Consider the following 23,695-nt stretch of genomic DNA (forward strand, 5'->3'; position numbering starts at 1 on the left):
CGCGGCTGGATCACGGCGCCATCATCAGGCAGCGCACCGGTACGGGTGATGAATTGAGTACAACGGCCATCGGACGCGCACGCGTACCCGCGAAGCTCGTACTGCGTCGTCCCGTCGTCGGCTTCGGGTGATTCGAAAGCAGAGACGAGCTGCGTGAGGTCTGCCCCCACCTGCGGCTACCGTTTCGGCCCTCGCAGGTCGGGGACGCATGTGGGATCGATCAGTGCTCTCCATCCCGCGCAAGGTCTGCCGGTGTTCCATAACGCCCATCCCGGCCCATGGGACGCAGCCACTATGGCCGACCGCTCCTCGTGGACCGGCGGGCCTCTAATGACCTGCGTACTGCCCGTGCGAGGTCTCGGGCTGCCGTATCCACGCGGCCAGTAGCCGAAGCGCCTCTTCGGAGCTGGAGCCTGCCTCGGCGGTGTAGACGCTCAGCCGCTGGTCCGGGTCGGCGGGCAGGGTGAGGGACTCGTAGTTGAGGGTGAGCGGGCCGACGACCGGGTGGTGGAAGTGTTTGCTGCCATGCGTGTGCCGATACACGTTCTGGTCGGCCCACCAGCGGCGGAAGTCCTCGTCCGTGATCGAGAGTTCGCCGACGAGTTCGGCAAGGAGTGGATCGTGGGGATGACGTCCGGCGTCGCGCCGGAGCGAGGCGACAATGTCCTGGGCGTGCGTGTCCCAGTGGGTATACAGCGAGCGGGCGGTCTCGTCGCAGAACATGAACCGCACCAGGTTCCGCCCGCGGTGCGGCAGCGCATCGAAGTCGGTGAGCAGCGCACGAGCCATCTGGTTGGACGCGAGTACGTCCAGTCGCCGCCCCAGCACAAGGGCGGGGGTGTGCTCGAGGATCCGGAGCAGGTCGCGCAGCCCCGGGCGGACCGGCTGCGGACGCGTCGCCGTGCGGCGGGGCCTGCTGCCTGTGGTGGGCTTGGCGAGCTGGAACAGATGGGTGCGTTCGACGGGATCGAGGCGTAGCGCGCGGGAGATGGCGTCAAGGACGGTCTCGGAGACGTTCAGTCGGCGTCCGCGTTCCAGGCGTACGTAGTAGTCGACGCTCACGCCCGCCAGTTGCGCGACCTCTTCGCGGCGCAGTCCTGGCACTCGCCGAGAGCCGCCGTCGTCGGTCAGGCCCGCCTGGCGCGGCGTGATCCGTGCCCGCCGAGAGCGGAGGAACTCACCGAGAGCTGTGTTGCGGTCCATGCCGTTCACGATAGGACCCAAGATCGCCGCGACAGCCCGCGAAAGGGGGACTGGCAGTCCCCCGGTCCGACTGTCCCCGGGGCGAAGCGGACCCCCCGGAAGCCGATCAGCAGCCGATTCCGGTGCTGAAGTGGAACGTGTCGAGACCGACCGGGGCCCAACACCGCCCCGGTCGGCTTCTGTTCGCATCGCAACGTAAGGAACTCCTGTGTCGGACACCAAGACATTCCTGATCACCGGCGTCAGCACCGGCCTGGGGCGCGCACTCGCACGCGCAGCGTTGGCCGCGGGCCACCGGGTGGTGGGCACAGTGCGCACGCCCGCCGACGCACGGGCCTTTGAGGCGCTCGCCGGCGAGGCGCACGCCCGCATCCTGGACGTCACCGACCACGACGCGGTGGACACGGCCGTGGACGAGACCGAGCGCGACCTCGGCCCGGTCGACGTACTCGTCGCCAACGCCGGGTACGGCCATGACGGCCTCTTCGAGGAGTCGTCGATGGACGACCTTCGCCGTCAGTTCGAGGTGAACGTCTACGGAACCGTGGCGGTGATCAAGGCCGTGCTTCCGCACATGCGGGAGCGCCGCTGCGGCCACATCATCGCCGTCACCTCGATGGGCGGGCTGATCACCATGCCGGGCCTCAGCTTCTACCACGGCAGCAAGTTCGCGGTGGAGGGCATCCTCGAAACGCTCGGCAAGGAGGTCGCCGATTTCGGCATCCGTGTAACCGCCGTCGAGCCGGGCAGTTTCCGGACCGACTGGTCCGGCCGCTCGATGATCCGCGCACCCCGTGCGATCGCCGACTACGACGAGCTGTTCGAGCCGCTGCGCGCCCGGCGCATCCACGGCAGCGGGCACCAGCCGGGCGACCCGGACAAGGCCGCGGCCGCGGTGCTGCGCATCGTGGCGGCCGATCAGCCGCCGACGCGCCTGCTGCTCGGCCCCGACGCCCTTCGGCTCGTCCAGGCCGGACGCGATGCCTTCGAGCGCGACATGCTGGCATGGGCCGAGCTGTCGGCCTCCACCGACTTCGACGACGTCAGCCGGTCCGCCTGACGTCACTCGCTGTCGGGCCCCCGGCACGGGGCCTCGACGGCGGCCGACATCACCAAGCCGGCCCGCTCTTGGTCCACCACAGCCGGCCCTGCTCGTAGCCGTTCACGCCACCCAGCGCCTCCTTCGTCGTTCCGCAGGGACGTCAAACTCTCCAGCACACAGCAGGCCGGCGCCAAGCTCGGTGACACCCTCTCGCTGGAGGGAATGCCGGCCTCAGCAGCAAGGGCACAGGCACCGTCACGGCCGACGTCGCGTTGAACCAGTACGAGGACCACGCCAAGCCTTCGCTCGACGCCTTCCAGGCTGCCCAAGGGCACCGCCTCGTCGCAGCGAAGTTCACGATCCTCAGCACCGGCGACGCCGCCTACGGCGACACCGGGAACATGGGGTCGAAGCTCGTCGACTCGACCGGGACGGTGTACGCCGCCAAGCCCGGCAGCCCCACCATCGGCGATTCCTTCGACCTCACCCTGAACCTCCCGCCGGGCGAGAAGGCCACCCGCTCGGTGATCTTCGACGTACCGGAGAGCGCGAAGATCACGGCCGTGCAGTACGAGATGAACGCGGCCGGCTTCGGCCTCCAACTCGACCAAAGCTGATCACTCCAGGCCAGTGGGGCGACGCTCCACAGCTCATTCCGGTCATGGAACGCCTCCGTGTTTGCCGCCTCGGTGGCGGACGCCCGCGCACGCGGCCCGACCATCTCGGCGACGACAAGGCGTACTCCTCCCGTCGCAACCGCAACTACCTGCGACGACGCCAGATCAAGCACACCATCCCCGAACCGAAGAACCAGCGGGCCAACCGCCGGCGAAGGGGCAGCAAGGGCGGCCGACCCGCAGGCTTCGACAAGACGATCTACAGGCGAAGGAACGAAGTCGAGCGGACGATCGACGCGTTGAAGAACTGCCAGGCTGTGGCCACGAGGTTCGACAAGCGCGGCCACATCTTCCACGGCACCGTCACCGTCGCCTCGGTCCGACTCCGGCTCCGCCCGTAATGTCCCTCGGATCTAGTCGCCGGTTGTGCCGTCGAGCATCTCGCGCAGGATGTCCAGGTGGCCGTTGTGGCGGGCCGTCTCCTCGGTGAGGTGGAGGAGGATCCAGCGCAGGTCGACGTGGAGGCCGTTGCGGATGGTTCGCTGGGCCTGCTTGTCCAGGCCGTTCCCGGCGGCCAGTTCGCGGTACTGGGTGCTCTGTTCGGCGTATTCGTCGAGCAACTGCGCGAGCGGGAAGTCGACGGCGATACGCATCTCGCGGTCGGGGTCCTCATCGGTCCAGGGGCCCCGGTCTTCCTCGCCGAGGAAGACCGCTTGGAACCAGTAGTACTCGACCCAGCGGAGGTGGTTGATCACTCCGCTCATGGTCATCAGCGGTGAGCCCGGCAGGAGCGCCTTGCGGGCGTTCTCCGCAGAGACGCCATCACATTTGGCACGGGCGGTCTCACGTGCGTAGTCAAGAAACGTGGTGAGCTGGGTGCGCTCGTCCCACGCAGGTGGTGTGTCATCGATTCTGGTCATCGCGCGAAGCGTCTCCGATCATCGCGACCGATGTCGAGGTATTTATCGACGGACCCAACCTGTGTCACCTACGTCAGAACCTGGTCCGACTGGACCTACGTCGTCGCCTTCATCCTGGGCGTGTTCTCCGCATGATCGTCGGACATGATGCCGTTCCTGTGGGTGAGGAAGTCGGCGCGCCTGCCCATTGCCACTACCGACTCATTTCGCTCTCAGCTTGCGGCTTCCGGCTCGGTTCTTCGCGATGTTCCGTGTTTTCTTGGTGTTGGCCGACTCGGCGACCACGGCGAGTACGGCCGGCGACCTCGACCACTCGGCGAGGTAGCGCTGCATCCAGTCCGTGACCTCCGCCAACTCGGCCGGTGTCGGCACGTGACCGTCCTCGATGGACAGCCAGAACAGCCAGTCGTCGATGCGGCGGCGGATGAACTCGCGGAACGCCTCCGTCTTCAGCTGGTCGATCTCCGGCAGTAGTTCGGCCGACCACTGCCGGAACTCGGCAGGGCCGGTCACCTTCCCCGCGATCTCGTCCACGAGGGCGACCACCGCCGTCTTGGACCCCATGACGTTGGGGTCACGCAGGATCGTGGCGACAATCGCGCGGTCCCGGTCGCGGCTCCGCGAGGAAGCGATCACCGAGACCACGCGTAGGTACGCGGACGTCCGGACGTGCTCGTCCGCGACGGCATCGTCGACGTCCACGTCGACGATGCCGACCTCCGCCAGCAACTCGGCCACATCGGAATGCAATGTCATCGCTTCATCCCTACTCGTAGGGCCGGACTCCATATCGCGGGCATCTTCCTCTGGTCCGCACGCTGATCCAAACGAAACGGCCCAGCTCCGTAGTTGGCCCGATCGGCGATCTTCAGTCGTGATGCACCCGATGGACACTGACGGCATAGCCGCCGCCCTCGTAGGGGTGGGCGTCCCACGTCGCGAAGCGGTCGACGAAGGTGAGGCCGGCAGCGGCGCAGTGGGCGTCATACTCCGGCAGGGTGATGCCGGGCGCTACCGGCAAGTGGGCTTCGTCCAGGCCGAATCCGGCGACCATGAGGCCGCCCGGGCGCAGGCTCACGGCCAAGCGGCTGACCACCGCGGCCTCAGTCCCCGCAGCAAGGAGCGGGAAGATGTTGCCGGCGGCGACCACGAGGTCGAAGTCAGCGGCAACATGATGCTCAGCCGGGTCGAACGAGGCCAGGTCGGCCTGGATCCAGGGCAGTTGCGGTGCCTGCCTGCGCGCGACGGCCAGCATGGAAGCGTCGAGGTCGACGCCGACACAGTCGTACCCGAGCTCCGCCAACCGGATCATGACCCGGCCGGTACCGCACCCGGCATCCAGCACCCGCGCCCCGGCAGGCACCAACGCGGCGCACAACCGTGCCTCACCATGCATGTCCCTGCCGCTGCCGGCCAGGGCCGCGAACCGAGCGGCGTAGTCCTCTCCGGACGTCCCACCGGTCAGCTCTTCCCAACGGCTCATGACCCACAGGGTAGGCGAGCAGCACGCATGCCCGCTGGAACGGTCCGGGCACAGCGCGCCTGGCCCTGAGTATCGCCGCGTGAGTGCTGCCCTCCATGTCGAGTAGCACTGTCGGTCGTCAGCAGCAGTCGGCGCCCAGACCAGTTCTTCGGGCGCGTTGCACCGCCGCCTCTTAACGAGGCGCATGCGGCGCCGGCCAGCCCGGTGGGGCGATCTGAGGAAGCGCAAGCCGTCCGGGCGTGCCGTGTCGACAGCGAGCAGCCGACGTTGGCCTTGGCCGGGTCGGCTTCGGTGTCAGCTACGCCGTACATGTCGGGGGACGTTGTGGAGGGCGCAGATGTCGCCGGTGGGTGCGGCGGCGACGTTGTTGGCCTTCACGCTCACACCTTTGGTGTTCTTGCGTTCCCCGTCGGCAGCATTCGGTTCGGGGGGCTGCCGCCCTGTAGCGGACGGTCGCACAGGCGTTTTCAGTCACACAGGCGGTCTTCCATCACACAGGCGGTCTTCAGCGGCCGGCGCATGGGTCAGCGTCGGCAGACATCGGCTTGGTGTCCGCCGCCAGGCAGGAGGAGTACACGCGCGGCGGCGTGGGCCGCGGCTCCGTTTCCGGCCCCGCGCCCATGACGATGATCGCCCCGGCACCGACGACGGTCAGCCCTGCCAACGGGGCGAGCCAGGCACCGCGGCTCACCCATCGCCGCCGAAATGGTTGCGGAGCGCCTCGCGGCAGTCGTCCCCGGTCGCGCCCCGGACACGTGAGAAGGCCAGCACTCCGTCTTCCTCGCCTTCCTGCTCAGCCTTGGCCAGCTGCATCTCGATGTCCTCGATGTACTGGGCGCACTCGGCGCTGACGGGCTTCTCGGACGACGGGTCCGGTGCCGACGAGGCGTTCAGTCCGGCGGTGACGGCGAGGCCGACCGCGCTCAGCCCCGCCGCCCACACGACACCCCAGGTACGGCGGTTCATCGGTATCGGCTTGGGCACCACAGCATCCTACGAGCACCACGGCAGGCCGCAGCCGGAACACGGGACTTCCCCATCAACGACACCCCATGGCCGAACCAGCCGGCATCACCAGCCACAACAACCTCGACACGCCACAGCTCAGGCAACTCAGATGCCCAGGCTCTGGATGGTCTCCTTCACCAGACGGTTGCCCTGGGGGGCGTACCACGAGGTGCAGGACGACAGCTTCGCGACCGCCGCACCCAGCCACTCGGGATCGCCGAGCCGGTCCAGCGCTTTCGCCTCTGTGAGTTGGTCGAACAAAGCCTTCAGCACGATGGCGTGGCCGCCTGTGTAGCGGCCCTGGTGGTGGGTGTACCTCACCGACCAGTGCTCATAAGGGTGGCGCAGGATGCCGTACAGGGAACAGCCGTCCCGGCCCATGTCCGAGCCGGGCGCGAAAGAGCCGACGAGACCTCCGAAGCGGGTGAGGTGCCAGTTCCGGTAGCCGACCCGCGCCTTCAGTTCCACGAACTGGGACCACGGGGTGACAGACCGAGGCACCGGCTCGCTCGGCCCGCAGTGCTTGAGGCCTTCCGGCGTGAGAACCACATGCAGGCCGTCCTTGCGGTTCGGGTCCCCGATCACCCACCGGTCCCCCATCAGTCCCAGCGGCCCCAGGTGCCGCGCCATGGCATACCCTCCGGTTCTGCGATCGGCCCGAAACGGAACATAGCTCGGACGGCATCGAGGGTTCCCTCGACGCGGCGGGCGGCGGGCGGCGGGCGGTGGGCAGCCCGCGTGGATCGCCACGGGCTGACGTCTGATCGCGTCGAAGTGAACAGCAATCCGCTTGGGCCTGCCTACTTTTGACGTATGGAAAATGTGTCGCGTGATCTCGTTGTGCCGGACGGCGCGAATCCGCTGCTTCGGCTCTCGCTGGAGCAGCTGCGGCGTCGTACGAGCATGAAGTGGCGTACGTATCCGGACGACGTGCTGCCGCTGTGGGTAGCCGAGATGGATGTCCCGCTGGCGGAGCCGGTCGCCGAGGCGATCATCGACGCCGTGGCGCTCGGTGACACCGGCTATCCCGCCGGGACGGCCTACGCCGATGCGCTGGCCGAATTCGCCCGCAAACGGTGGGGCTGGGACGGGCTTTCCGTCGAGCGCACGGCGATCGTGCCCGATGTGATGCTCGGCATCGTCGAGATGCTCAAGTTGACCTCCAAGCCCGGCGACCCCGTCATCGTCAATTGTCCCGTGTACCCGCCCTTCTACCAGTTCGTCGGAAACCTGGACCGGCCCGTCGTCGAGGCACCCCTGGGGCCGAACCTGCGGATCGACTTCGCCGTGCTGGAGGACGTGTTCCGGCGTTCGGCACGGGGGGCGAACCGGCCGGTGTATCTGCTGTGCAGCCCGCACAATCCGACCGGAACCGTGCACACCGCCGCCGAGTTGACGCGGGTCGCGCGCCTGGCACGGGAGCACGGTGTGCGCGTCGTGGCGGACGAGATCCACGCCCCGATCGTGGCGGCGAGCGCTTCCTTCATCCCCTTCCTGAGCATGCCTGGAGCGGAGAACGGGCTGTCCCTGATGTCGGCGTCAAAGGCCTGGAACCTGGCCGGGCTCAAGGCCGCCCTCGCGATCGCGGGCCCCGAAGCCGCCGACGACCTCGCACGTCTCCCCGAAGAGGTCAGCCACGGCCCCAGCCATCTCGGCATCATCGCCCACACCGCGGCCCTGCGGGACGGAGGCGACTGGCTCGACGCGCTGCTCTCCGGCCTCGATGACAACCGTCGGCTGCTCGCCACTCTGCTGGCCGAGCACCTGCCCGCCATCGGCTACACGCCTGCGCAGGGCACCTTCCTGGCCTGGCTGGACTGCCGAAAGCTGGTCCTGGATGGCGACCCGGCCGAGGCCTTCCTCCAGCGCGGCCGCGTCGCTCTGAACTCCGGGAGAGCCTTTGGAACCGGCGGAGAGGGCTTCGTCCGTCTCAATCTCGCCGCCTCGCCGGCAGTGATCACCGAGGCGGTCCGGCGAATGGCCTCGGCTGTCATCTGAGCGTGGGCGCCACCGCCGCAAGAGGCTCTCGCAGGCAGGGCCGCCGCCGAGGGACTGCTGCACGAACGAGCCGGACGACTGCCCGAAGTGGCCCCCCGTGCGGCCAGGATGTAGCCCTTGGTGCTGCCGTTAACGCGCTGGCGCCCCGCTCCTTGCCTGCGGCTCGGTCTCACCTGCCCCCGGCTCGACCGCCGCCGGCAGGTAAGACCAACCGGTGCGGTTCAGCGGGTCCGGTAGCGCGCGTAGATCAGTCCGCTGTCGAAGGCACGCTCCTCGACCAACTTGAGATCGAGGCGCACGCCGTCGGGGAAGAACCGCTTGCCGCCGCCGACCACGCTCGTGGTGATGAACAGGTGGTACTCGTCCACCAGGCCGGCCGCGATCGCCTGGGCCGCGAGGTTCGGGCCGTCGACGGTGAGGTCGTGATCGGCCTCGGCCTTGAGCTTCCGCACCGCGTCCGGGTCGAAGGTCCGCTCGATCCTGGTCTTCGCGCTGGACACCGAATCAAGCGTCGTGGAGTACACGATCTTCTCCGCGGCCTTCCAGTCGCGGGCGTACTGCAGGATGTGCGGCGGCTGGTCGGGCTCGGTGTGCGCGGTCTCCCAGTAGACCATCGTCTCGTACATCCGTCGGCCGTAGAGGTACGTGCCGACGGGGCGGAAGAGGTCGTTGATGAAGGTATGCACCTCCTGGTCTTCGGCCCCGGAGCCGAGGTCGCCCTCCGCCGCCTCGGCGTAACCGTCGAGCGAGGTGATCATCGAGTAGATGAGCTTTGCCATGCGTCTCCTTCGGGTACGTGCGCGCCAGCCTGTCGGCGGTCCTGCATGGGTTGTGACCTCCGCACGACCCTGAACTCATCGAGCTCTCCGACAAACTCCGAGCAGCGGATGCCCCATTCGCGAAGCGAGTGGCCTACTAGCGGTCGGAGATCGTCATCGCGGCCATCGTGTTGTGCTGGGCGCGACGCGCAGGTGCCTGTGCCCGGCTGCGGTGAATACCCGAATCGGAGCGAGAGGCGTTAATTCCGCTTGTGTGCGGGTGAATTGATATCAGAAATTCCTCGCATATCGGGCGGCGAAGGGGTGGCGAACGGTGGCGGTTTATGCGGCTGCCGTCAACTGGCCGTTACGGCCGGGCATTTGCCCTAAGACTGTTCGGCGGGCAGGAACCACAGGACGCCATGCCGGGCCACGTCAGTCCGGCGGAATCCGGGTTCCAGGAACTCCATGCCCCGGACCGTCCCCCGCGGGCGGCCCGGCTGCTCGGGCCGGGGCAGCAGCGTGTCCGATCTGCACCGATCCTCGATGGGAGACCAGCGCACACACCGACCCCCTTGCACCGCGCTGACCTGCGATATCTAGTGACATCTTCAGGAATGCACGACCAGTGCGCCTCGCCGGTACACGGGACGGGCGTGGCCACGCCCGCGATCGCCTGCACGATCTGGCCGAGGCCTGACAGCGGAGCCGGCTCCGCCCCGCGATCAAGTCTCTGCGATCAGCGCATTTGACGATTCGGCATCCCCTGACAATTCCATTCGGAGAGAACACCATGCCTGACCCACGGAATGTCGCCACGCAACGGAATGTCGCCACTCAGACGACAAAACGAGTCGTCCGGAAGATGACATGTGCGGCGCGCACGGAGGCCGAATCAAATCGACGCTATGCATGGCAACACCTTTTGACACCCCAGGCCCCGGCCCCCGGCGCCTGGGCCGGGGAACTCGCCCAGCTTCCCGGAGCGTTCTCCCCCCGGTGGACCCTGGGCGAGATCGCCGCCAAGTACGACACCGTCACACAGATCATCGGCCTCGACGCCATGGACGAGACCGACGAGATCGACGAGACGGACCTCCTCGCCAGCCTTCTGGTCATCCGCGTGCTGCGCGACAAGTTCCTGGCCGACGAAGGCCGCATCATCGGCGCCGCACGCCGCAAGCAGGTGACCTGGCAACGTCTGGCCGACGCGCTGGAGCTGAAGAGCCGCCAGGCTGCCGAGCGCCGCTACCTCCAACTCCGCACCGACATCGATGAGGCGAGCGGCGACAGCCTCACCCAGAACGAACGCGTGGAGTACGCCCGGGCCCAACGCGACCGTCTCACCGAGCGCCTGTGGGCGACCCGGCACCGTGACGCCATCGTCGCGCTCGCCCGCCGCCTGGCCGCCATTCCCGACCTGCAGCAACGCGCCGACCGCTCCGGGAGGGCCGGCGACGTCAACTCCCGCGCGGCCTGGAACGCCGATCAGAGCGGTACGCCGCGACCGGCGCCTGTCCAGATGCCCTGGCCCGCCCAGCTCGCCGAGGCCGTCGCCGCCGAGGATGCCCACCGGGCCGCCGGACCGGTGCACCGCGTCTCGGACTTCGACCCCACGCGGCTGACCGCCGTCCAGCAGGCCAACCTGGTCCACCTGTTGTTCGGGCTCATCGGCTACGCCTTCGACGCCGGCTCGGTCGATCTCAGCGACCACCGCGACCTGGTCGCCGACATCGTCGCGTTGTACTCCGCCGCCGGCTCCGCTGCGCCCCGGGTTCCCGAGGACTACACGTCCGCTCCGCGTCAGGAGTAGTACGCCCCGCGCGGGGCAGGGCCCGGTTCGGCCACCGGATGCACCGCACGGGGCGGCAGAGAAGAACTTTCGTCTCGGGTGCACCCCTGGAAGCACCTGGCATCGACTACTTCAGTGAAGGGGCCCCCGCGGCCCGCCCCGACGATCCCCGGAGCGAAGGCGATGATCGGACCAGAGAGCGAGGGCGAGTGACCGGCCACCCACGGGCGGAGCACGATCCCGCCTTCCTCCACTTCTTCCGCAGGCACCTTCGGATCGGCATCGCGGTCGGGATACGTCTCGGGCTGCGGCGGGCCGATGCGGAAGAGGCCACGAACGACGCTCTGGCGACGGTCCACGACGGCTGGCAGACGATCGATCGCCCGGAAGCGATGTTCCACACCGTGCTGCGCCGCAGAGCCATCGAACGCCTCCGACAGGAGAACCGCAGGCTCGGCAAGGACAACCCGCACCGCACGGTCGAGGACGACGGCGACCAAGGTGTCCTGCCCCCGCACGACTTCGAGGACTCATTCGCCCTCATCGAGACGAAGCAGCAGCTGTACGAAGTCCTCGCCGGACTGCCGCACTCCCAGCGGGTGAGCCTGTATCTCGGCTCCTGGGGATACGGCCCCGAGGAACGAGCGGCCATCAAGGACATCCCCGTCAACACCGAGAAGTCGCACTACCGCAGGGCGACCGCCCGAGCGCGCACCATCATCGCCGCCCACTACCCGGACTTGATAAGGGAGCCACGAGCACCCAGGACGACGCACAAGGAGGCAGGGGAATGACATCGGACAGCGAGTTCCCGCGTCAGGACGGCACCACCCCTGAACTCCCACTCATCAAGCGACTCTTCAGGAGTCCCCCTCCGCCGGCCCAGGAGGCATTCGACCCCGGACCTGCCGACGACGCGATCGACGACACGCTGTACCCCGTGGCCCAGGAGCATCTGTGGGAAGAGCCGGGGCCTGACGAACTCCCCGAGGTCGACTACGAGAAGCACATGACCGAGGTCCTGCACCGGAGCGCCGAACTGCGGGCCCGGAGGGAGGAGACACAGGCCCTCGAGGAGGCCTTCGCCGCCCCGGCTGCCGAGCACAAGCCCCCCAGGCCGCGGGGCGGCACCGCGGTTGTGGCCCTGGACTCCGCGCTGGTCCCCGGCCCCGCCGAGCGCGCCGCCGAGTCCCGTGACGAGTCGTACCGCGCCACCGCAGGCTCCGGGGCGCGCCGTTGGAAGGGCACGCTTCGCCTCGGTCTGAGCTCAGTTCTCCTCATCGCGGCAGCCCTGGTGCCCTGCATCACCCTGGGAGTGATCCTTTTTCAGGGGTCGTCCATCGGCGCTTGGATCGGCGCTTGGATCGGCACGTGGATCGCCGCGGCCGGCGGGATTGTCGTCATCAGAGTCTTTGTGCTCGTCGAAACACTGCGATCCGTGCAGGACGGGGAGGGTCGTGGCAGGCGAGGTGCCCAGATGAGCCGGGCTCGCCACCTGAGTGACCGCCAAGCGCGGGCGGCCCGAGCCCACTTCTCCATGCCCATCCGTACGGAGGAGGACGACGTGAAGAAGCAGTCGTAGAAGGCTGCTCGCTGCCCCCAAGGTTCCTAGGCCGCCGAGGGCAGCGAGCGAAGCCGGCAGCCAAGCCGTCAAGAGCACGCCCAGCAAGAACGAGCCGTTGAAGGAGACCGCTATGCCGTCCAAGCGTCGCACGAAGCAGGACGCCGAGGCGATGGCGAAGCCGAGAAAGCACGAGAACCCCACCACCGTGGACTCCCCCGTCACTACCGTGGACTCCCCCGCCGCCCCGATGACAGGCAACGGGGCGGCGAACCCTGGCGGCGCGCGCCGAGTCGATCTCAGCTTTCCCCTTCCGCGCTCCACCGTCGTCTCCGGGGCAAGCGCTGTGACGGGCGGCACCGGCCTCACGGTGGCCATCGCCACCGGCAATGTCGAGCCGATCTATATCTGGCCGTGCATCGCTCTGACCGCGCTCGGCATGGCCTATGACCTCGGCCGCCGCATGATCGACCGGCGGAAGACCGACAACGGCTCCGGCGGGACCGGCCCAACCAGCATGTAGCCACGTTCCGAAGGCCCCCGCGCAGGGGCCTTCGTACCCCACCCGTGGCCGCACCGCCACGACAGCTGCTCACGTACTCAAGTACGCGTACTCATGTGCGGCCGCAGGGCACCCCCAAAGATGCACCTATGGCGCGAACCTCCGGTGAGGAAACGGCGAATGACCACCTGCGCGAGGTGCGTTCCGGGCTTCTCCTCCCTCCGCGCCCCCAGGCCCCCCTTGCCGAAAGAGACATGCATGAGTCGCGACCTGCACATACGAGCTGCCACTCCCGAGGACCTGGTCTGGATCCACGAGTTGAGGCACCGCGTGTACGCCCAGGAGCTCGGTCAGCACACGCCGCAACCGGACCGGCGGTTGTACGACGCGCTGGACGGCGAGAACGTCTACCTTGTCGCGGCCCGGGGACCGGTCCGCATCGGCTTCGTCAGCCTGACCCCGCCGTGGCTGGGCCGCTACGGCCTCGACAAGTACCTGACCCGCGACGAACTGCCGCTGCTGTCCGAGGGGGGAGTTTTCGAGGTACGCATCCTCACCGTGGAGCCGCGCTGGCGCAGCACCGCGGTGGCACCACTGCTGATGTACGCGGCCCTGCGCTGGATCTCCTCGCGGGGAGGCCGCACGGTGGTGGCGATGGGCCGCACCGAACTGCTCGACATGTACCTGGCGGTCGGCCTGCGGCCCCTCGGGCGCACCGTTCGCAGCGGTGCGGTGACCTTCGAGGTACTGACGGGCGAGGTGGCCGGGCTGACGCAGGTCGCCACCAGCCGGTACCGCACCGTCCTGGAGCGGTTCGGCTCCCTGGTCGACTGGCAGTTGGACATGGAAGGGTCGCCCGGGCCGGACGGTTGTGAACACGGCGGCGCCTCCTTCACCGCCATTGGAACGGACTTTCGCACCTTGCACCGGCGCCACGAGGTCGTCGCCGCCGACGTGCTGGACGCCTGGTTCCCGCCCGCTCCCGGTGTAGGTGCGGCGCTCACGGAAGACCCGGCCTGGTCCGCCAGAACCTCGCCTCCCACCGGCGCCGATGGCCTGCTGTCCGAACTCGCGAAGGCCCGGGAACTGCCGATGGAGACGCTCGTGGCCGGGGCCGGCTCGTCGGACCTGATCTTCAGAGCGTTCGGCCGGTGGCTGACCCCGGAGAGCAGGGTGCTTCTGCTGGACCCGGGGTACGGCGAATACGCCCATGTCACCGAGCGCGTGATCGGGTGCCGGGTGGACCGCTTCCGGTTGCACCGCAGGGACGGGTGGCGGATCGACTTCGCCCGGCTGGCCTCCGTCGTCGGGGCGGGTCGCTACGACCTGGTGGTCGTGGTCAACCCGAACAACCCGACCGGACGCCACGCATCCGCCGCCGAACTGCGCACCCTGATCGCGGCCGCCCCGTCCGGGACCCGCTGGTGGATCGACGAGGCCTACCTCGGCTACGTGGACCTGGCGGAGTCGCTCGCCCCACTGGCCGTGGTGGACCCGCGGGTCGTGGTGTGCACCTCGCTGTCCAAGATGTACGCGCTGTCCGGCGTGCGGGCGGCCTTCCTGGTGGCCGAACCCGCCACCGCGGCGCTGCTGCGCCGGTGGACGCCGCCCTGGGCGGTGAGCCTTCCCGCGCAACTCGCCGCCGTGGCTGCCCTGCGGGACCCCGCGTACTACCGCGCCTGCTGGCTGCGCACCCACACCCTGCGCCGTCAACTGGCCGCCGATCTCGCCCAGGTGGGCAACACCGCCGTGGTCGAGGAGGGCGTCGCGAACTTCCTCAACATCACCCTGCCGTACGACGGACCGAGCGCTGCCCGCCTGGTGCGGGAGTGCCGCCGGCACGACGTCTACCTGCGCGACCTGTCGCCCCTCTCGCCGCAGTACGAAGGGCGTACCGTACGCATCGCGGTCAGGGACACGGCGGAGAACGCGCGCATCATTGCAGCGTACGGAGCCGCGCTGGAGACGCTGCGGCCCAGCTCCCCCTCGCGGCGGGCCCCCGAACCCCGGTCAACGCCGCCGCCGGGTACGCCCGGTGATCACCGTCACCTCCCTCGCGCCCTTCCTCGGCGGGGCCCTGGCCCTCGGCGGGATCGCCGCGGCACTCTCCGGGCGCCGTGAACTGCTGGTCCGCTGGTGCTGCTGGGCGGTCGGCGTGCCCCTGGTCGCCGGTGCGTTCTGGTGGGGCAGCCCGGGGGTGACGGCCCTCGCGCTCGTGGTCGGGGTGGTCGCGGCGATGGAGTTCGGCGGGCTGATGGGTATGTCCCGGCCGGACAGGGCGGTACTGGCCGCTGCCATCACCGGCGTGGTGCTGACCTCCTGGCTGGCCCCTGGACACGAGGTGCGGGCGGTGGCAGTCGGCGCGCTGGCCATCGCCGCGGTCCCGCTCCTGTCCGGTGACTCCACCCACGGTCTGCGCCGGCTCGGGACCGGTCTGCTCGGACTGGTCTGGCTGAGCGTGCTCGCCGCCCTGGCACCGCTCGGCGCGACCGCACTCGCCCTGTTCGTCGCTGTCTCGGTGGGCGACATCGTCGCGTACTTCGCCGGACAACGGCTGGGCGGGCCACGGCTGTCACCGCTCTCCCCGGCCAAGCGGTGGAGCGGAACCCTCTCCGGTGCCGTGGCCGCCCTCGGCGTGCTCGCCGCGCTGTCCGCGCTGAGCTGGCAAATGGCAGTCGCGGTGGCGGTCGGCGCCCCCGCGGGGGACCTCCTCGAATCCATGGTCAAGCGGGGAGCGCAGGCGAAGGACTCCGCTCACTGGCTGGCCGGCTCCGGGGGCCTGCTCGACCGAATCGACTCGCTCCTCCTCGCCCTGGCCGTCCTTCTGCTCCTGCGCTGACCCAGGGAAAGGCTAGGGGCGCTGCTTCAAGCGGTCGACGATCGCCCAGTCCACCACGTGGGACAACTGGATGTACGTCTTGTCGCCCGACGCCGAAGTCCGCTCGTCCCGGAAGCCCAGGAATTCATAGGATTCCGGATCGAAGATGAGGTACTTGCCCCTCGCGAACGGACTCTTGGGGTAAGCAATCCCCACCCCAGTGCGCCCGGCAGAATCCTTCACCCCCGGAGTCGCTTTGACCCCGGGCACCAGGGCCAGCGCCTCGTACGCGGCGGGACGCAGTCCCTGGGGCAGCACCGGCCACTTCAGGAGCTCGCCGAGCATGAAGTAGGCGTCGTACCAGTCGTGTGTGGTGAAGTCGCTGATCGGCTTGCTGGACGTTCCGACGCCGATGATTTTCGGGATGAGCTTCTTCGGGTGGGTGGGCAGTTTCTTCAGCTTGCTCCACTCCCGAGGCGGCCACACGCCCTCGCCCTTCCCCATGGGCTCCTCCCACATCACCCGGCCGAGCTCCATGGTCAAGGAGCGCTTGGAGCCGTCCACCGAGTCCCAGTTCACATCCTCGTAGGTCTTGACCGCGCCGGTCTTGCGCTCCGTCTCCTTGATGACCCGCTTCGAGTAGATGAACTGGTCGTCGCGCGGCGCCACGGTCTTCTCGTGCTTACCCGTATGCACTGCTGCCCCGTTCAGTACCGTTGCGGCGCTGACGTTGCCCATCCGCGGGGTCGCCGTGCCCGATTGGCGGTCGGCACGGTCGGGGCGACCGCCCTCGTCTGCGCCGCCCTCGGTGATCAGTACCGCCGTTCCCGTCACCGCCACAGCGGCCACGGCGGCTGTCGCGAGGCGGAGCGCGTGGCGGCGGCTGGGGCCGGCGTCGGTGTGCCGCTCCGCGCGCGCCATCGTGTTCAGCAGTCGGTGGCGGGCCTTCGCTCGGGCCGGTTCGGTGAGCGGGGCCGCGTCCGCGTCCCAGTCCCGCAGGAGTTCGAGTTCGTCACTCATGGCCGGATACCTCTCGCAGTGTCGTTGGATCGGATCCGCCCAGCGCTTCGCGTAGCTTGCCGCGAGCCCGGTGCAGCCGTGATCTGACCGTGCCGATGGGGACCCCTAGGGCCTGGGCCACCTCCTCGTAGCCGAGACCGCCCCACGCCACCAGCAGCAGCACGTCCCGGTGCCGCGCGGGCAGTGCGGCCAGTGCCGCTGCCAGCTCGCGGCCCACGGCCTGCGCCCCTACCCGGGCCGCAGCACGGTCGGCCAGCGGCTCCTCGTGATCGGCCGGAGCCGGGATGCGGGCCAGGGCTTTGAAGCGGCGTGCCTCGGCCCGCCGGTGTCGGCCGACCAGGTTGGTCGCTATGCCGAACAGCCAGGGCCGGGCGCCATCGCCCGTGGCTCGCGAGGGGTCGTAACGGTGCCGATGCTGGAAAGCGGTGGTGAAGGTCTCCGCCATGAGGTCGTCGGCCGGCTCGCCGCCGAGCCTACGAGCCAGATACCGATGTACCGCTTCCGCGTATCGGTCGAAGAGCACAGCGAATGCCTCGGGCTCGTCCCGGGACCGTGCGATCACCGAGGCATCACTCTCCGCCCCCGTGCGGACGCCTGGCGGCTCGACGGTCATCGGGGCTCCTCTCGTTCAAGGGAACATGCTTCGAAGGTTTGGGCTTTCATCTCTCCTTCGCCGCTCGCCCCCGGCGAGTTCCCTCGGGCTCCAGGCTCCTGGAGCCGGGCAGACGACGGCGACTTCAACAGCCGGACGGTTTCAGCGAGTTGGAGCTTCCGGACGGGTGCGTGAGACGTGCGTGGGACGATCGGGAAACAGGCCACAAGGAGAGGAATTCCATGGGGGGCAAGGGTCGGCTGCACGTCAGTGCGGAACTGGTGGGCGTGCTGGAGCGGATCGACGCGCTCGGCGGGATGCTCGATGAACGGGCCTATGCCGCCGAGGAGTTGGGGATGCTGGCGGAGGACACGGCGCGGGCGCTGCTGGACACGGGGATCGTACGGGCCGAGCTCCCGCTGAGCCTGGGCGGATACGAGTTCGCGCCGCGGCAGCTGATCGAGACGGCGGTGCGGGCGAGTTACAACGACGCCGCGGCCGGGTGGACCATGTTCGCGCTGCAGACGATGACCGGGACCACCGCGGCGTACCTCGCCGCGGACGCGGCGGCCGAACTGTTCCCCGACGTACCGAACGGGAAGTACGCGCTGCTCTCCGGGCACGGCACACGCCCCGGCCGGGCCGTCCCCGTGGAGGGCGGCTACCGGGTCAGCGGCCAGTGGCAGTTCGCCTCCGGGATGGCGCACGCCACCCACATCCACAGCGCGATCCAGGTCGAGGGCACCGGTGAGCTGCGGGTCCTCGCGATGCCGAAGTCGCAGGTGACCCTGGACGGCAACTGGGACGTACTCGGACTGCGCGCGACACACAGCATCGACTACCACTGCACCGACGTGTACGTACCGCACGAGTACACCTACGTCGCGACCACGGACACCCCGGTCAACGGCGGCGCCGTCTACCGCCTCGGCCTGGTCAACATGTCAGCGATCGGGCACACGGGCTGGGCCCTCGGCGTCGGCCGGCGGCTCCTGGACGAGCTGAAGCGGGTCGCGGCCGCGCGGACCGGTTCGCGGGGTGCCGCGGTCGACACCTCGCAGTTCCACGCCGAGTACGCGACGGCTGAGGCCAGGCTTCGGGCAGCCCGGGCCTGGGTGAACGACGTCTGGCAGGACGTCGAACAGACCCTGGACCAGGGCGATTTGCCGAGCACGGAGCAGGACACCCTGATCCGTCTCGTCCTGAACCACACGACCTCGACCGTGTACGAGGTGGGCCGCACCGTACACCGCTGGGCCGGCTCGGCGGCGATCCGCCGCGGCCCGGTCGACCGCTTCCTGCGCGACCTCGGGACGGGCACGCAGCACATCACGTCGAGCCCGGTCGTGCTCCAGAACTGCGGCAAGTGGCTGAGCGGTGCCCAGCCGGACGCCCGGTGGAGCTTCCTCGACCTGACCTGACCATCCGGCCCGCGCCCCCGGGGCCGGCCCCACCAGGGATCCGGTCCCCGTCGCCGCCGTGCCGTTCATTTGAGCCGGACAGCCGGACGGCCGGGCTCGTGACCGGTCGGCTCGGCCGACGGCTTCTCAGTCCGAGCGGACGCGGACGGCGTGGCCGACTGCTGTTCGGCAGGTGTGGACTATCCCCTCACTAGCGGCCGGCAGCCCGGGTCCGCGTGTCCCGTTGCGCGAGGACCAGCAAGGTCCACCTCAGCGCGGACGGGCCGCGCCGATGACCGGGGCCGGCTTCTGCTGTCCCTGCCGCACCGCGTGCCCGGCTCGCCGCGCCCGCGTCACCGGGTGACCATGGAGGCGAGACCGGCCCTGGGGCCAGGTACTGGAGGATCTCGTGGCGCACACCCACACGACCGACGTACTGATCGCGGGTGCGGGCCCCGTCGGGCTGAGCGCGGCCGCCGAGCTCCGCCGCCATGGGGTGCGCTGTCGCCTCGTCGACCGTTTGCCCGCCCGCCTTCCCTACGCCAAGGCGGTCGGTATCCAGCCGCGCACCCTGGAGATCTGGGATCGGATGGGGCTGGCCCGCGCCGTCATGGAGACCGCCGTCCCGATGCGGGGCCAGTTGATCTATGTCAACGGCCGGGAACGGGCGCGGATCGAGCTTGAGCTGCCGCCCGAGGTTCCCTACGGATTCGCCGCGCTGCCGCAGTACGAGACCGAGCGGCTGCTCGAGGAGTACGTCGCCGGCCTCGGCACGGTCATCGAGCGCGAGACCGAGCTGCTGTCGTTCGCTCAGGACCCGGATGGGGTCACCGCCCGGCTGCGCACCGCCTCCGGCGTCGAAGAGGAGTTCCGCGCGGGCTATCTGATCGGCTGCGACGGAGCGCACAGCACCGTACGCAAGGGCCTGGGCCTGTCGTTCGAGGGGGCGGCCTTCCCCGACGAGTACATGCTGGGCGACATCGAGGCCGACTGGGATCTGCCGCACGAGTACGGCATCCGGTCCACTCACCAGGCCGACGACGGCTCCACAGATGACCTGCTGGTCTGCATCCCGCTGCCCGGAACGGGCCGCTACCGCATGTCGGCGCTGGTCCCGCCCGAACTCTCCACCAGGACGACGGACCGGGGGCCCGCACAGGATGCCGGCATCGCGCACGGCCTGGAGGGCGGCCGTGCCCCGGAGCTGTCCCACCTCCAGGCCGTCGTCGACCGCCTCGCACCCCGCCCCGCCCGGCTGTCCCGGATGCGCTGGTCCTCCGTCTTCCGCATCAGCCACCGCATCGTCGACCGCTATGGCGACGGACGTGTCTTCGTCGCGGGCGACGCCGCCCACATCCATCCGCCCACCGGCGCCCAGGGCATGAACACCGGCATCCAGGACGCCTGCAACCTGGCCTGGAAGCTGGCGCTCGTGGTCCGGGGCGAGGCCGGGCCCGCCCTGCTGACCAGCTATGACGCCGAGCGTCGCCCGGTCGGCGAGGAGGTCGTCGGCCGGACCGTGCGGCACGCCACCCACGGCATCGAGACCGACCCCGACGACCCGCGGACCGTGATGCTCCGCGAGGCCCAGCTGCTCGTCGGCTATCGGGGCGGCCCGCTGGCCCGCGCCCCGTACGGACCGGCCGACGCGCCCCAGCCCGGCGACCGAGGCCCGGACTGCACCGGGCTGACCGGTCCCTTGGCGACCTATCCGTTGCGCCTGCTCGACATCCTGCGTGGCCGCACCGGGCACGTGTTGCTCCTGTACGCCGCCGACATCGACGACGTGGCCGAGGCAGCCGGAGCGGCAGCGGACGGCGGTGGACCTGAGCACCCCGTCGCCGGGGCGGACCTGCAGACGGTCGCCGTCCTCGCCCGCGAGTCCGCACCGAACGTCGCCAACACCCTGGCCGTTCCCGGATACCGCGACGCCGCCGGGGAATTCGCCCGGCTCTACCGCCCGGACGGCCCGACCGGTTTCGTCGTCCGCCCCGACGGACAGCTCGGCGCCCGCTTCCCCCTCGCGGACACCGCGGCGGCCCTGGCCGACTACCTCACGGCTGCCTCCGTGCCGGGTGAACACCTCCACGGATGACCGAAGGGCTCGGTCCCAGGACCTGGCAGGTCAGTTCAGCAACCCCACCGCGCGCCGGAACCGCGGCCGGCACAGCGCTAGCGTTGGGTCCCATGATCGTATGGCTCAACGGCACCCACGGCGCAGGCAAGACGACGACCAGTGCACTCGTGCGGCAACTGATCCCGGATTCACGGGTGTTCGACGCCGAGAAGGTCGGCGAGACGCTCATGGACATCACGCCGGGGCTGCCCGGGACGGACAACTTCCAGCACTGGCCGCCGTGGCGGCCGCTCGTCGTCGAGACCGCCCGCCGCGTACTCGACTACACCGGCGGCACTCTGGTGATGCCCATGACGGTCCTGGTCGAGGAGTACTGGCGCGAGATCAGCACGGGCCTCGCCCACCATGCCATTCCGGTACGGCACTTCGTCCTCCACGCCGACCAGGACACCCTCCGCGGGCGCATCGCGGGAGACACGGTTATCGGCCCCAACTCCCCCTTCCGCCTCCAATACCTCGAGCCCTACGCCGAGGCGGCCCGCACGTGGCTGCACAGTGAGGCCGAGGTCGTCGACACCACCCACCTCACGCCCGCCCAGGCCGCCCAGCAGATCGCAGAGGCCGTCAAGAGTTGAGGGCCGCCCGGCTCACCAGGTCTTGCCGGCCTGCTCTCCGATCGTGCGGTTGATCCGGTTGAAGAAGTTGGTCAGCGCGATCTCCAGGATGATCGCGTTCAGCTGCTCCTCGCCGAAGTGACCGGCGGCGGCGTCCCAGATCTCGTCGGTCACGCCCGGTGCGCCGTCCTGGAGCCGGGTGGCGGCCTCGGTCAGGGCGAGGGCCGCACGCTCCCGCTCGGTGTAGAAGGGCGTCTCGCGCCACGCGACCACGTTGTGCAGCCGCTCGTCTGTCTCACCGGCCTTCTTCGCCGCCTCGATCGAGGCGAAAATGCACGGGCTGCAGCCGTTGATCTGGCTGGTACGCAGATGGATCAGCGACAGCAGGTGCTTGTCGGCGCCCCCGGCGTGAATCGCCTTGTAGAGGTGCTGGATCGCTGTGATCACGTCGGGGTTCGCCGGGCTTGTCACGCGTGCTTCCATCGGTGCTGCTCCTTCATCGGTTACCTGCGCCCCTTCGGGCCCGTCATACCCACGACGGAGCAGAGCCGAGGAAGGTAACCAGATGTCCGACACCAGACCGACGGACCCGATGGCCGAGGCGTTCGAGGCCCAGCGCGACCGGCTGCGCGCGGTCGCCCACCGCATGCTCGGATCGCACGCGGATGCCGAGGACGTGGTCCAGGAGGCCTGGCTGCGCCTCTCCCGCCAGGACGCGGCGACCATCCACAACCTCGCCGGCTGGCTGACCACGGTGGTCGGGCGGATCAGCCTCGATGTCCTGCGATCGCGCCAGGCCCGCCCGGAGGCGTCCTACGACGAGGGCCTGTCCGAGCTCGTGGTGACGCTCGACGACAGTCCTGTTCCCGAGGACGACGCGGTGCTCGCCGACTCGGTCGGGCTCGCGCTGCTCGTCGTCCTGGAGTCGCTCGGGCCGAGCGAACGCCTTGCGTTCGTGCTGCACGACCTGTTCGCGGTGCCGTTCGTCGAGATCGGCCAGATCCTCGGCAAGTCCACCGCCGCCACCAAGATGCTCGCCAGCCGCGCCCGCAGGAAGGTGCGGGCGCTTGAGCGGCCGACCGGCGTCGGGCGTGACCAGCGAGAGGTGGTCCAGGCGTTCCTCGCGGCGGCTCGCCGCGGCGACTTCGAGGGGCTGCTGCGGGTACTCGACCCCGAGGTGAAACTGACCGTCGACACCCCCTCCGGCGTAGTCGTGGCTCTCGGCGCCACCAAGGTCGCGTCCGGCGCGCAACTGTCCGCCGGCGCGGCCGCACAGGGGCGGGCGGTGCTCGTCAACGGCCTCCCGGGGATCATCTCCTGGCACGAGGACGGCACTCCGCTCTCGGTCCTCGCGTTCACCGTCGCCGACGGCCGGATCAGCGACATCACGGTCGTGATCGACCCGGCCAAGCTCGCGCTGATGGACCTGCCGGATCCGGCGTGAATCCCTGCTAGAAGGTCTAGAAGGTGTAGCGGGTGTGGCTGAACACCTGGCCGTCGTGCCCGAAGCCGTACGCCGTGCCGGGTGCCACCGCGAACAGCAGGTCGTTGCCCTTGCGGATACCGTCGCCGAAGCCGTAGAAGGTCCCCTCCGGCGAGGTGATGTGGTCCCCGTACTGCGCCTCGAACGCGGCGATGACCTCGTCCTGCCGCGCCGGATCCGTCACCCGCTCCGCCGTGCCCTCGACCACGATGTCGAGGCCTTCGGAGAGCGAGTTGCTCCCTGTGGTGAGTGCGCAGTGGGCATTGTCGGCCAGGTTCTTCGCCTTCTGCTCGCCCGGCCCGGTGCTGAAGTGCAGCGCCCCGTCGTGCCAGGCGGCGATCAGCGGCGTGACGTGCAGCCGGCCGTCCGGCCGGACCGTGGTGATCCAGAAGACCTCGGCAGCCCGCAGCCCGCGCTGGGCCTCGGCCCAGTCGGTCGCGGTGACGTTCTCCGCGCCCGGGCGCGGGTTGAGCGCGGAGCTGTAGCGGGCGTCGAGCTCGGTCCTGGGCTGCTTCGGCGTCATGCGGAACTCCTTTTCCCTCTTCCTGAAACGAAGGCTACGGAGTCCGGCACCCGACGGTGCGCAGGCCCGGCGGGCGCAGCACGGCGCATCCGGGTCGTGTCACCGCGCACCACAGGAACGGCGGGAGCCGTCGGCACACCAACTCCCGGCCAGTTTCTCCTTTCTGAGGACAAAGCATGGACGACGCGAGGCCTGCTTCGTACGCTGGGCGTCGCTCTCGTACGGAAGTCAGTGCAAGGCGCGGCCGAATGCCGCTGCCCGCACCACCGGTATGTGCAGGAACT

At 69.4% G+C, this 23,695-nt stretch carries 24 protein-coding genes and 1 pseudogene; 14 read left to right on the forward strand and 11 right to left on the reverse strand.

What is annotated here, in order from left to right; translation table 11 throughout:
* Positions 1 to 327 precede the first annotated feature (327 nt).
* Positions 328 to 1,203: a helix-turn-helix transcriptional regulator gene (locus OG453_RS38605; protein WP_266873391.1), complete on the reverse strand. Its 876-nt coding sequence runs from the start codon at positions 1,201 to 1,203 to the stop codon at positions 328 to 330.
* A 208-nt stretch (positions 1,204 to 1,411) separates the two neighbouring features.
* Between OG453_RS38605 and OG453_RS38610 the strand changes: the two genes are divergently transcribed.
* The 3 genes and pseudogenes from OG453_RS38610 to OG453_RS38620 all read left to right on the forward strand — a co-directional run.
* A complete protein-coding gene (locus OG453_RS38610) occupies positions 1,412 to 2,263 on the forward strand; it encodes an oxidoreductase (protein ID WP_266873392.1) in 852 nt (283 codons plus the stop codon).
* A 254-nt stretch (positions 2,264 to 2,517) separates the two neighbouring features.
* A complete protein-coding gene (locus OG453_RS38615; RefSeq protein ID WP_266873909.1) occupies positions 2,518 to 2,862 on the forward strand; it encodes a hypothetical protein in 345 nt (114 codons plus the stop codon).
* A pseudogene (locus tag OG453_RS38620) lies at positions 2,859 to 3,263 on the forward strand (transposase); the annotation flags it as partial. The gene OG453_RS38615 and the pseudogene OG453_RS38620, both read left to right, overlap by 4 nt.
* A 12-nt stretch (positions 3,264 to 3,275) precedes the next feature.
* Here OG453_RS38620 and OG453_RS38625 read toward each other — a convergent pair.
* From OG453_RS38625 to OG453_RS38645, 5 genes are all read right to left on the reverse strand, one after another.
* Positions 3,276 to 3,782: a DinB family protein gene (locus OG453_RS38625; protein ID WP_266873393.1), complete on the reverse strand. Its 507-nt coding sequence runs from the start codon at positions 3,780 to 3,782 to the stop codon at positions 3,276 to 3,278.
* A gap of 201 nt (positions 3,783 to 3,983) precedes the next feature.
* Positions 3,984 to 4,538 (reverse strand): hypothetical protein, encoded by a 555-nt coding sequence (locus OG453_RS38630; protein WP_266873394.1) that lies wholly within the window; start codon positions 4,536 to 4,538, stop codon positions 3,984 to 3,986.
* A 112-nt stretch (positions 4,539 to 4,650) separates the two neighbouring features.
* The gene (locus tag OG453_RS38635; protein WP_266873395.1) at positions 4,651 to 5,265 is read right to left on the reverse strand and encodes a bifunctional 2-polyprenyl-6-hydroxyphenol methylase/3-demethylubiquinol 3-O-methyltransferase UbiG; all 615 of its coding nucleotides are present in this window, start codon (positions 5,263 to 5,265) and stop codon (positions 4,651 to 4,653) included.
* Positions 5,266 to 5,952: 687 nt separating this feature from the next.
* Positions 5,953 to 6,249 (reverse strand): hypothetical protein, encoded by a 297-nt coding sequence (locus OG453_RS38640; protein ID WP_266873396.1) that lies wholly within the window; start codon positions 6,247 to 6,249, stop codon positions 5,953 to 5,955.
* A gap of 129 nt (positions 6,250 to 6,378) precedes the next feature.
* A complete protein-coding gene (locus OG453_RS38645; RefSeq protein ID WP_266873397.1) occupies positions 6,379 to 6,903 on the reverse strand; it encodes a hypothetical protein in 525 nt (174 codons plus the stop codon).
* A 183-nt stretch (positions 6,904 to 7,086) separates the two neighbouring features.
* Here OG453_RS38645 and OG453_RS38650 point away from each other — a divergent pair, with 183 nt between their 5' ends.
* Positions 7,087 to 8,271: a MalY/PatB family protein gene (locus OG453_RS38650; protein WP_266873398.1), complete on the forward strand. Its 1,185-nt coding sequence runs from the start codon at positions 7,087 to 7,089 to the stop codon at positions 8,269 to 8,271.
* A gap of 221 nt (positions 8,272 to 8,492) precedes the next feature.
* On the opposite strand, the gene OG453_RS38655 is transcribed toward OG453_RS38650, so the two are convergent.
* Entirely contained in the window at positions 8,493 to 9,050 is a 558-nt protein-coding gene (locus OG453_RS38655) for a dihydrofolate reductase family protein (protein ID WP_266873399.1), read from the reverse strand.
* Positions 9,051 to 9,954: 904 nt separating this feature from the next.
* On the opposite strand from OG453_RS38655, the gene OG453_RS38660 reads away from it, so the two are divergent.
* From OG453_RS38660 to OG453_RS38685, 6 genes are all read left to right on the forward strand, one after another.
* Positions 9,955 to 10,842 carry a hypothetical protein gene (locus OG453_RS38660; protein ID WP_266873400.1) on the forward strand — a complete coding sequence of 296 codons (888 nt, stop codon included), beginning with the start codon at positions 9,955 to 9,957 and terminating at the stop codon, positions 10,840 to 10,842.
* 188 nt (positions 10,843 to 11,030) lie between these two features.
* Positions 11,031 to 11,615: an RNA polymerase sigma factor gene (locus OG453_RS38665; RefSeq protein ID WP_266873401.1), complete on the forward strand. Its 585-nt coding sequence runs from the start codon at positions 11,031 to 11,033 to the stop codon at positions 11,613 to 11,615.
* A complete protein-coding gene (locus OG453_RS38670) occupies positions 11,612 to 12,403 on the forward strand; it encodes a hypothetical protein (protein WP_266873402.1) in 792 nt (263 codons plus the stop codon). The genes OG453_RS38665 and OG453_RS38670 overlap by 4 nt, the downstream gene beginning before the upstream one ends.
* 112 nt (positions 12,404 to 12,515) lie before the next feature.
* The gene (locus tag OG453_RS38675; RefSeq protein ID WP_266873403.1) at positions 12,516 to 12,905 is read left to right on the forward strand and encodes a hypothetical protein; all 390 of its coding nucleotides are present in this window, start codon (positions 12,516 to 12,518) and stop codon (positions 12,903 to 12,905) included.
* 237 nt (positions 12,906 to 13,142) lie between these two features.
* Entirely contained in the window at positions 13,143 to 15,005 is a 1,863-nt protein-coding gene (locus OG453_RS38680; RefSeq protein WP_266873404.1) for a histidinol-phosphate aminotransferase family protein, read from the forward strand.
* Positions 14,920 to 15,723: a phosphatidate cytidylyltransferase gene (locus tag OG453_RS38685; RefSeq protein ID WP_266873405.1), complete on the forward strand. Its 804-nt coding sequence runs from the start codon at positions 14,920 to 14,922 to the stop codon at positions 15,721 to 15,723. Before OG453_RS38680 ends, OG453_RS38685 begins: the two co-directional genes overlap by 86 nt.
* Positions 15,724 to 15,735: 12 nt before the next feature.
* Here the strand turns inward: OG453_RS38685 and OG453_RS38690 are convergent, their stop codons facing one another.
* Together OG453_RS38690 and OG453_RS38695 are read right to left on the reverse strand one after the other, a co-directional pair.
* Complete coding sequence (locus OG453_RS38690) at positions 15,736 to 16,722, reverse strand: CU044_5270 family protein (RefSeq protein WP_266873406.1); 987 nt, start codon at positions 16,720 to 16,722, stop codon at positions 15,736 to 15,738.
* Positions 16,715 to 17,335, reverse strand: a complete 621-nt coding sequence (locus tag OG453_RS38695; RefSeq protein ID WP_266873407.1) for an RNA polymerase sigma factor — start codon at positions 17,333 to 17,335, stop codon at positions 16,715 to 16,717. The genes OG453_RS38690 and OG453_RS38695 overlap by 8 nt, the downstream gene beginning before the upstream one ends.
* 221 nt (positions 17,336 to 17,556) lie before the next feature.
* Between OG453_RS38695 and OG453_RS38700 the strand changes: the two genes are divergently transcribed.
* From OG453_RS38700 to OG453_RS38710, 3 genes are all read left to right on the forward strand, one after another.
* Positions 17,557 to 18,735 carry an acyl-CoA dehydrogenase family protein gene (locus tag OG453_RS38700; RefSeq protein WP_266873408.1) on the forward strand — a complete coding sequence of 393 codons (1,179 nt, stop codon included), beginning with the start codon at positions 17,557 to 17,559 and terminating at the stop codon, positions 18,733 to 18,735.
* Between the two features lie 388 nt (positions 18,736 to 19,123).
* A complete protein-coding gene (locus OG453_RS38705) occupies positions 19,124 to 20,809 on the forward strand; it encodes an FAD-dependent monooxygenase (RefSeq protein WP_266873409.1) in 1,686 nt (561 codons plus the stop codon).
* A 92-nt stretch (positions 20,810 to 20,901) separates the two neighbouring features.
* Positions 20,902 to 21,426, forward strand: coding sequence for an ATP-binding protein (locus OG453_RS38710; protein WP_266873410.1), 525 nt, complete (start codon positions 20,902 to 20,904; stop codon positions 21,424 to 21,426).
* Positions 21,427 to 21,438: 12 nt separating this feature from the next.
* Here OG453_RS38710 and OG453_RS38715 read toward each other — a convergent pair whose 3' ends face one another.
* Entirely contained in the window at positions 21,439 to 21,888 is a 450-nt protein-coding gene (locus OG453_RS38715) for a carboxymuconolactone decarboxylase family protein (RefSeq protein WP_266873411.1), read from the reverse strand.
* 82 nt (positions 21,889 to 21,970) lie between these two features.
* Between OG453_RS38715 and OG453_RS38720 the strand changes: the two genes are divergently transcribed.
* On the forward strand, positions 21,971 to 22,849 hold the full coding sequence (locus OG453_RS38720) for a sigma-70 family RNA polymerase sigma factor (protein WP_266873412.1): 879 nt from the start codon (positions 21,971 to 21,973) through the stop codon (positions 22,847 to 22,849).
* A 16-nt stretch (positions 22,850 to 22,865) separates the two neighbouring features.
* Here the strand turns inward: OG453_RS38720 and OG453_RS38725 are convergent, their stop codons facing one another.
* On the reverse strand, positions 22,866 to 23,411 hold the full coding sequence (locus OG453_RS38725; RefSeq protein ID WP_266873413.1) for a pyridoxamine 5'-phosphate oxidase family protein: 546 nt from the start codon (positions 23,409 to 23,411) through the stop codon (positions 22,866 to 22,868).
* Between the last annotated feature and the right edge of the window lie 284 nt (positions 23,412 to 23,695).

The sequence above is a fragment of the Streptomyces sp. NBC_01381 genome (assembly GCF_026340305.1).
Classification (GTDB): domain Bacteria; phylum Actinomycetota; class Actinomycetes; order Streptomycetales; family Streptomycetaceae; genus Streptomyces.

Bases quoted from the DNA above. Each gene is read 5' to 3' on its own strand.
- OG453_RS38690 (WP_266873406.1), bottom strand. From the start codon at position 16,722: ATGAGTGACGAACTCGAACTCCTGCGGGACTGGGACGCGGACGCGGCC.
- OG453_RS38700 (WP_266873408.1), top strand. From the start codon at position 17,557: ATGGGGGGCAAGGGTCGGCTGCACGTCAGTGCGGAACTGGTGGGCGTG.
- OG453_RS38680 (WP_266873404.1), top strand. From the start codon at position 13,143: ATGAGTCGCGACCTGCACATACGAGCTGCCACTCCCGAGGACCTGGTC.
- OG453_RS38655 (WP_266873399.1), bottom strand. From the start codon at position 9,050: ATGGCAAAGCTCATCTACTCGATGATCACCTCGCTCGACGGTTACGCC.
- OG453_RS38720 (WP_266873412.1), top strand. From the start codon at position 21,971: ATGTCCGACACCAGACCGACGGACCCGATGGCCGAGGCGTTCGAGGCC.
- OG453_RS38605 (WP_266873391.1), bottom strand. From the start codon at position 1,203: ATGGACCGCAACACAGCTCTCGGTGAGTTCCTCCGCTCTCGGCGGGCA.
- OG453_RS38670 (WP_266873402.1), top strand. From the start codon at position 11,612: ATGACATCGGACAGCGAGTTCCCGCGTCAGGACGGCACCACCCCTGAA.
- OG453_RS38635 (WP_266873395.1), bottom strand. From the start codon at position 5,265: ATGAGCCGTTGGGAAGAGCTGACCGGTGGGACGTCCGGAGAGGACTAC.
- OG453_RS38710 (WP_266873410.1), top strand. From the start codon at position 20,902: ATGATCGTATGGCTCAACGGCACCCACGGCGCAGGCAAGACGACGACC.
- OG453_RS38725 (WP_266873413.1), bottom strand. From the start codon at position 23,411: ATGACGCCGAAGCAGCCCAGGACCGAGCTCGACGCCCGCTACAGCTCC.
- OG453_RS38650 (WP_266873398.1), top strand. From the start codon at position 7,087: ATGGAAAATGTGTCGCGTGATCTCGTTGTGCCGGACGGCGCGAATCCG.
- OG453_RS38695 (WP_266873407.1), bottom strand. From the start codon at position 17,335: ATGACCGTCGAGCCGCCAGGCGTCCGCACGGGGGCGGAGAGTGATGCC.
- OG453_RS38630 (WP_266873394.1), bottom strand. From the start codon at position 4,538: ATGACATTGCATTCCGATGTGGCCGAGTTGCTGGCGGAGGTCGGCATC.
- OG453_RS38625 (WP_266873393.1), bottom strand. From the start codon at position 3,782: ATGACCAGAATCGATGACACACCACCTGCGTGGGACGAGCGCACCCAG.
- OG453_RS38645 (WP_266873397.1), bottom strand. From the start codon at position 6,903: ATGGCGCGGCACCTGGGGCCGCTGGGACTGATGGGGGACCGGTGGGTG.
- OG453_RS38675 (WP_266873403.1), top strand. From the start codon at position 12,516: ATGCCGTCCAAGCGTCGCACGAAGCAGGACGCCGAGGCGATGGCGAAG.
- OG453_RS38715 (WP_266873411.1), bottom strand. From the start codon at position 21,888: ATGGAAGCACGCGTGACAAGCCCGGCGAACCCCGACGTGATCACAGCG.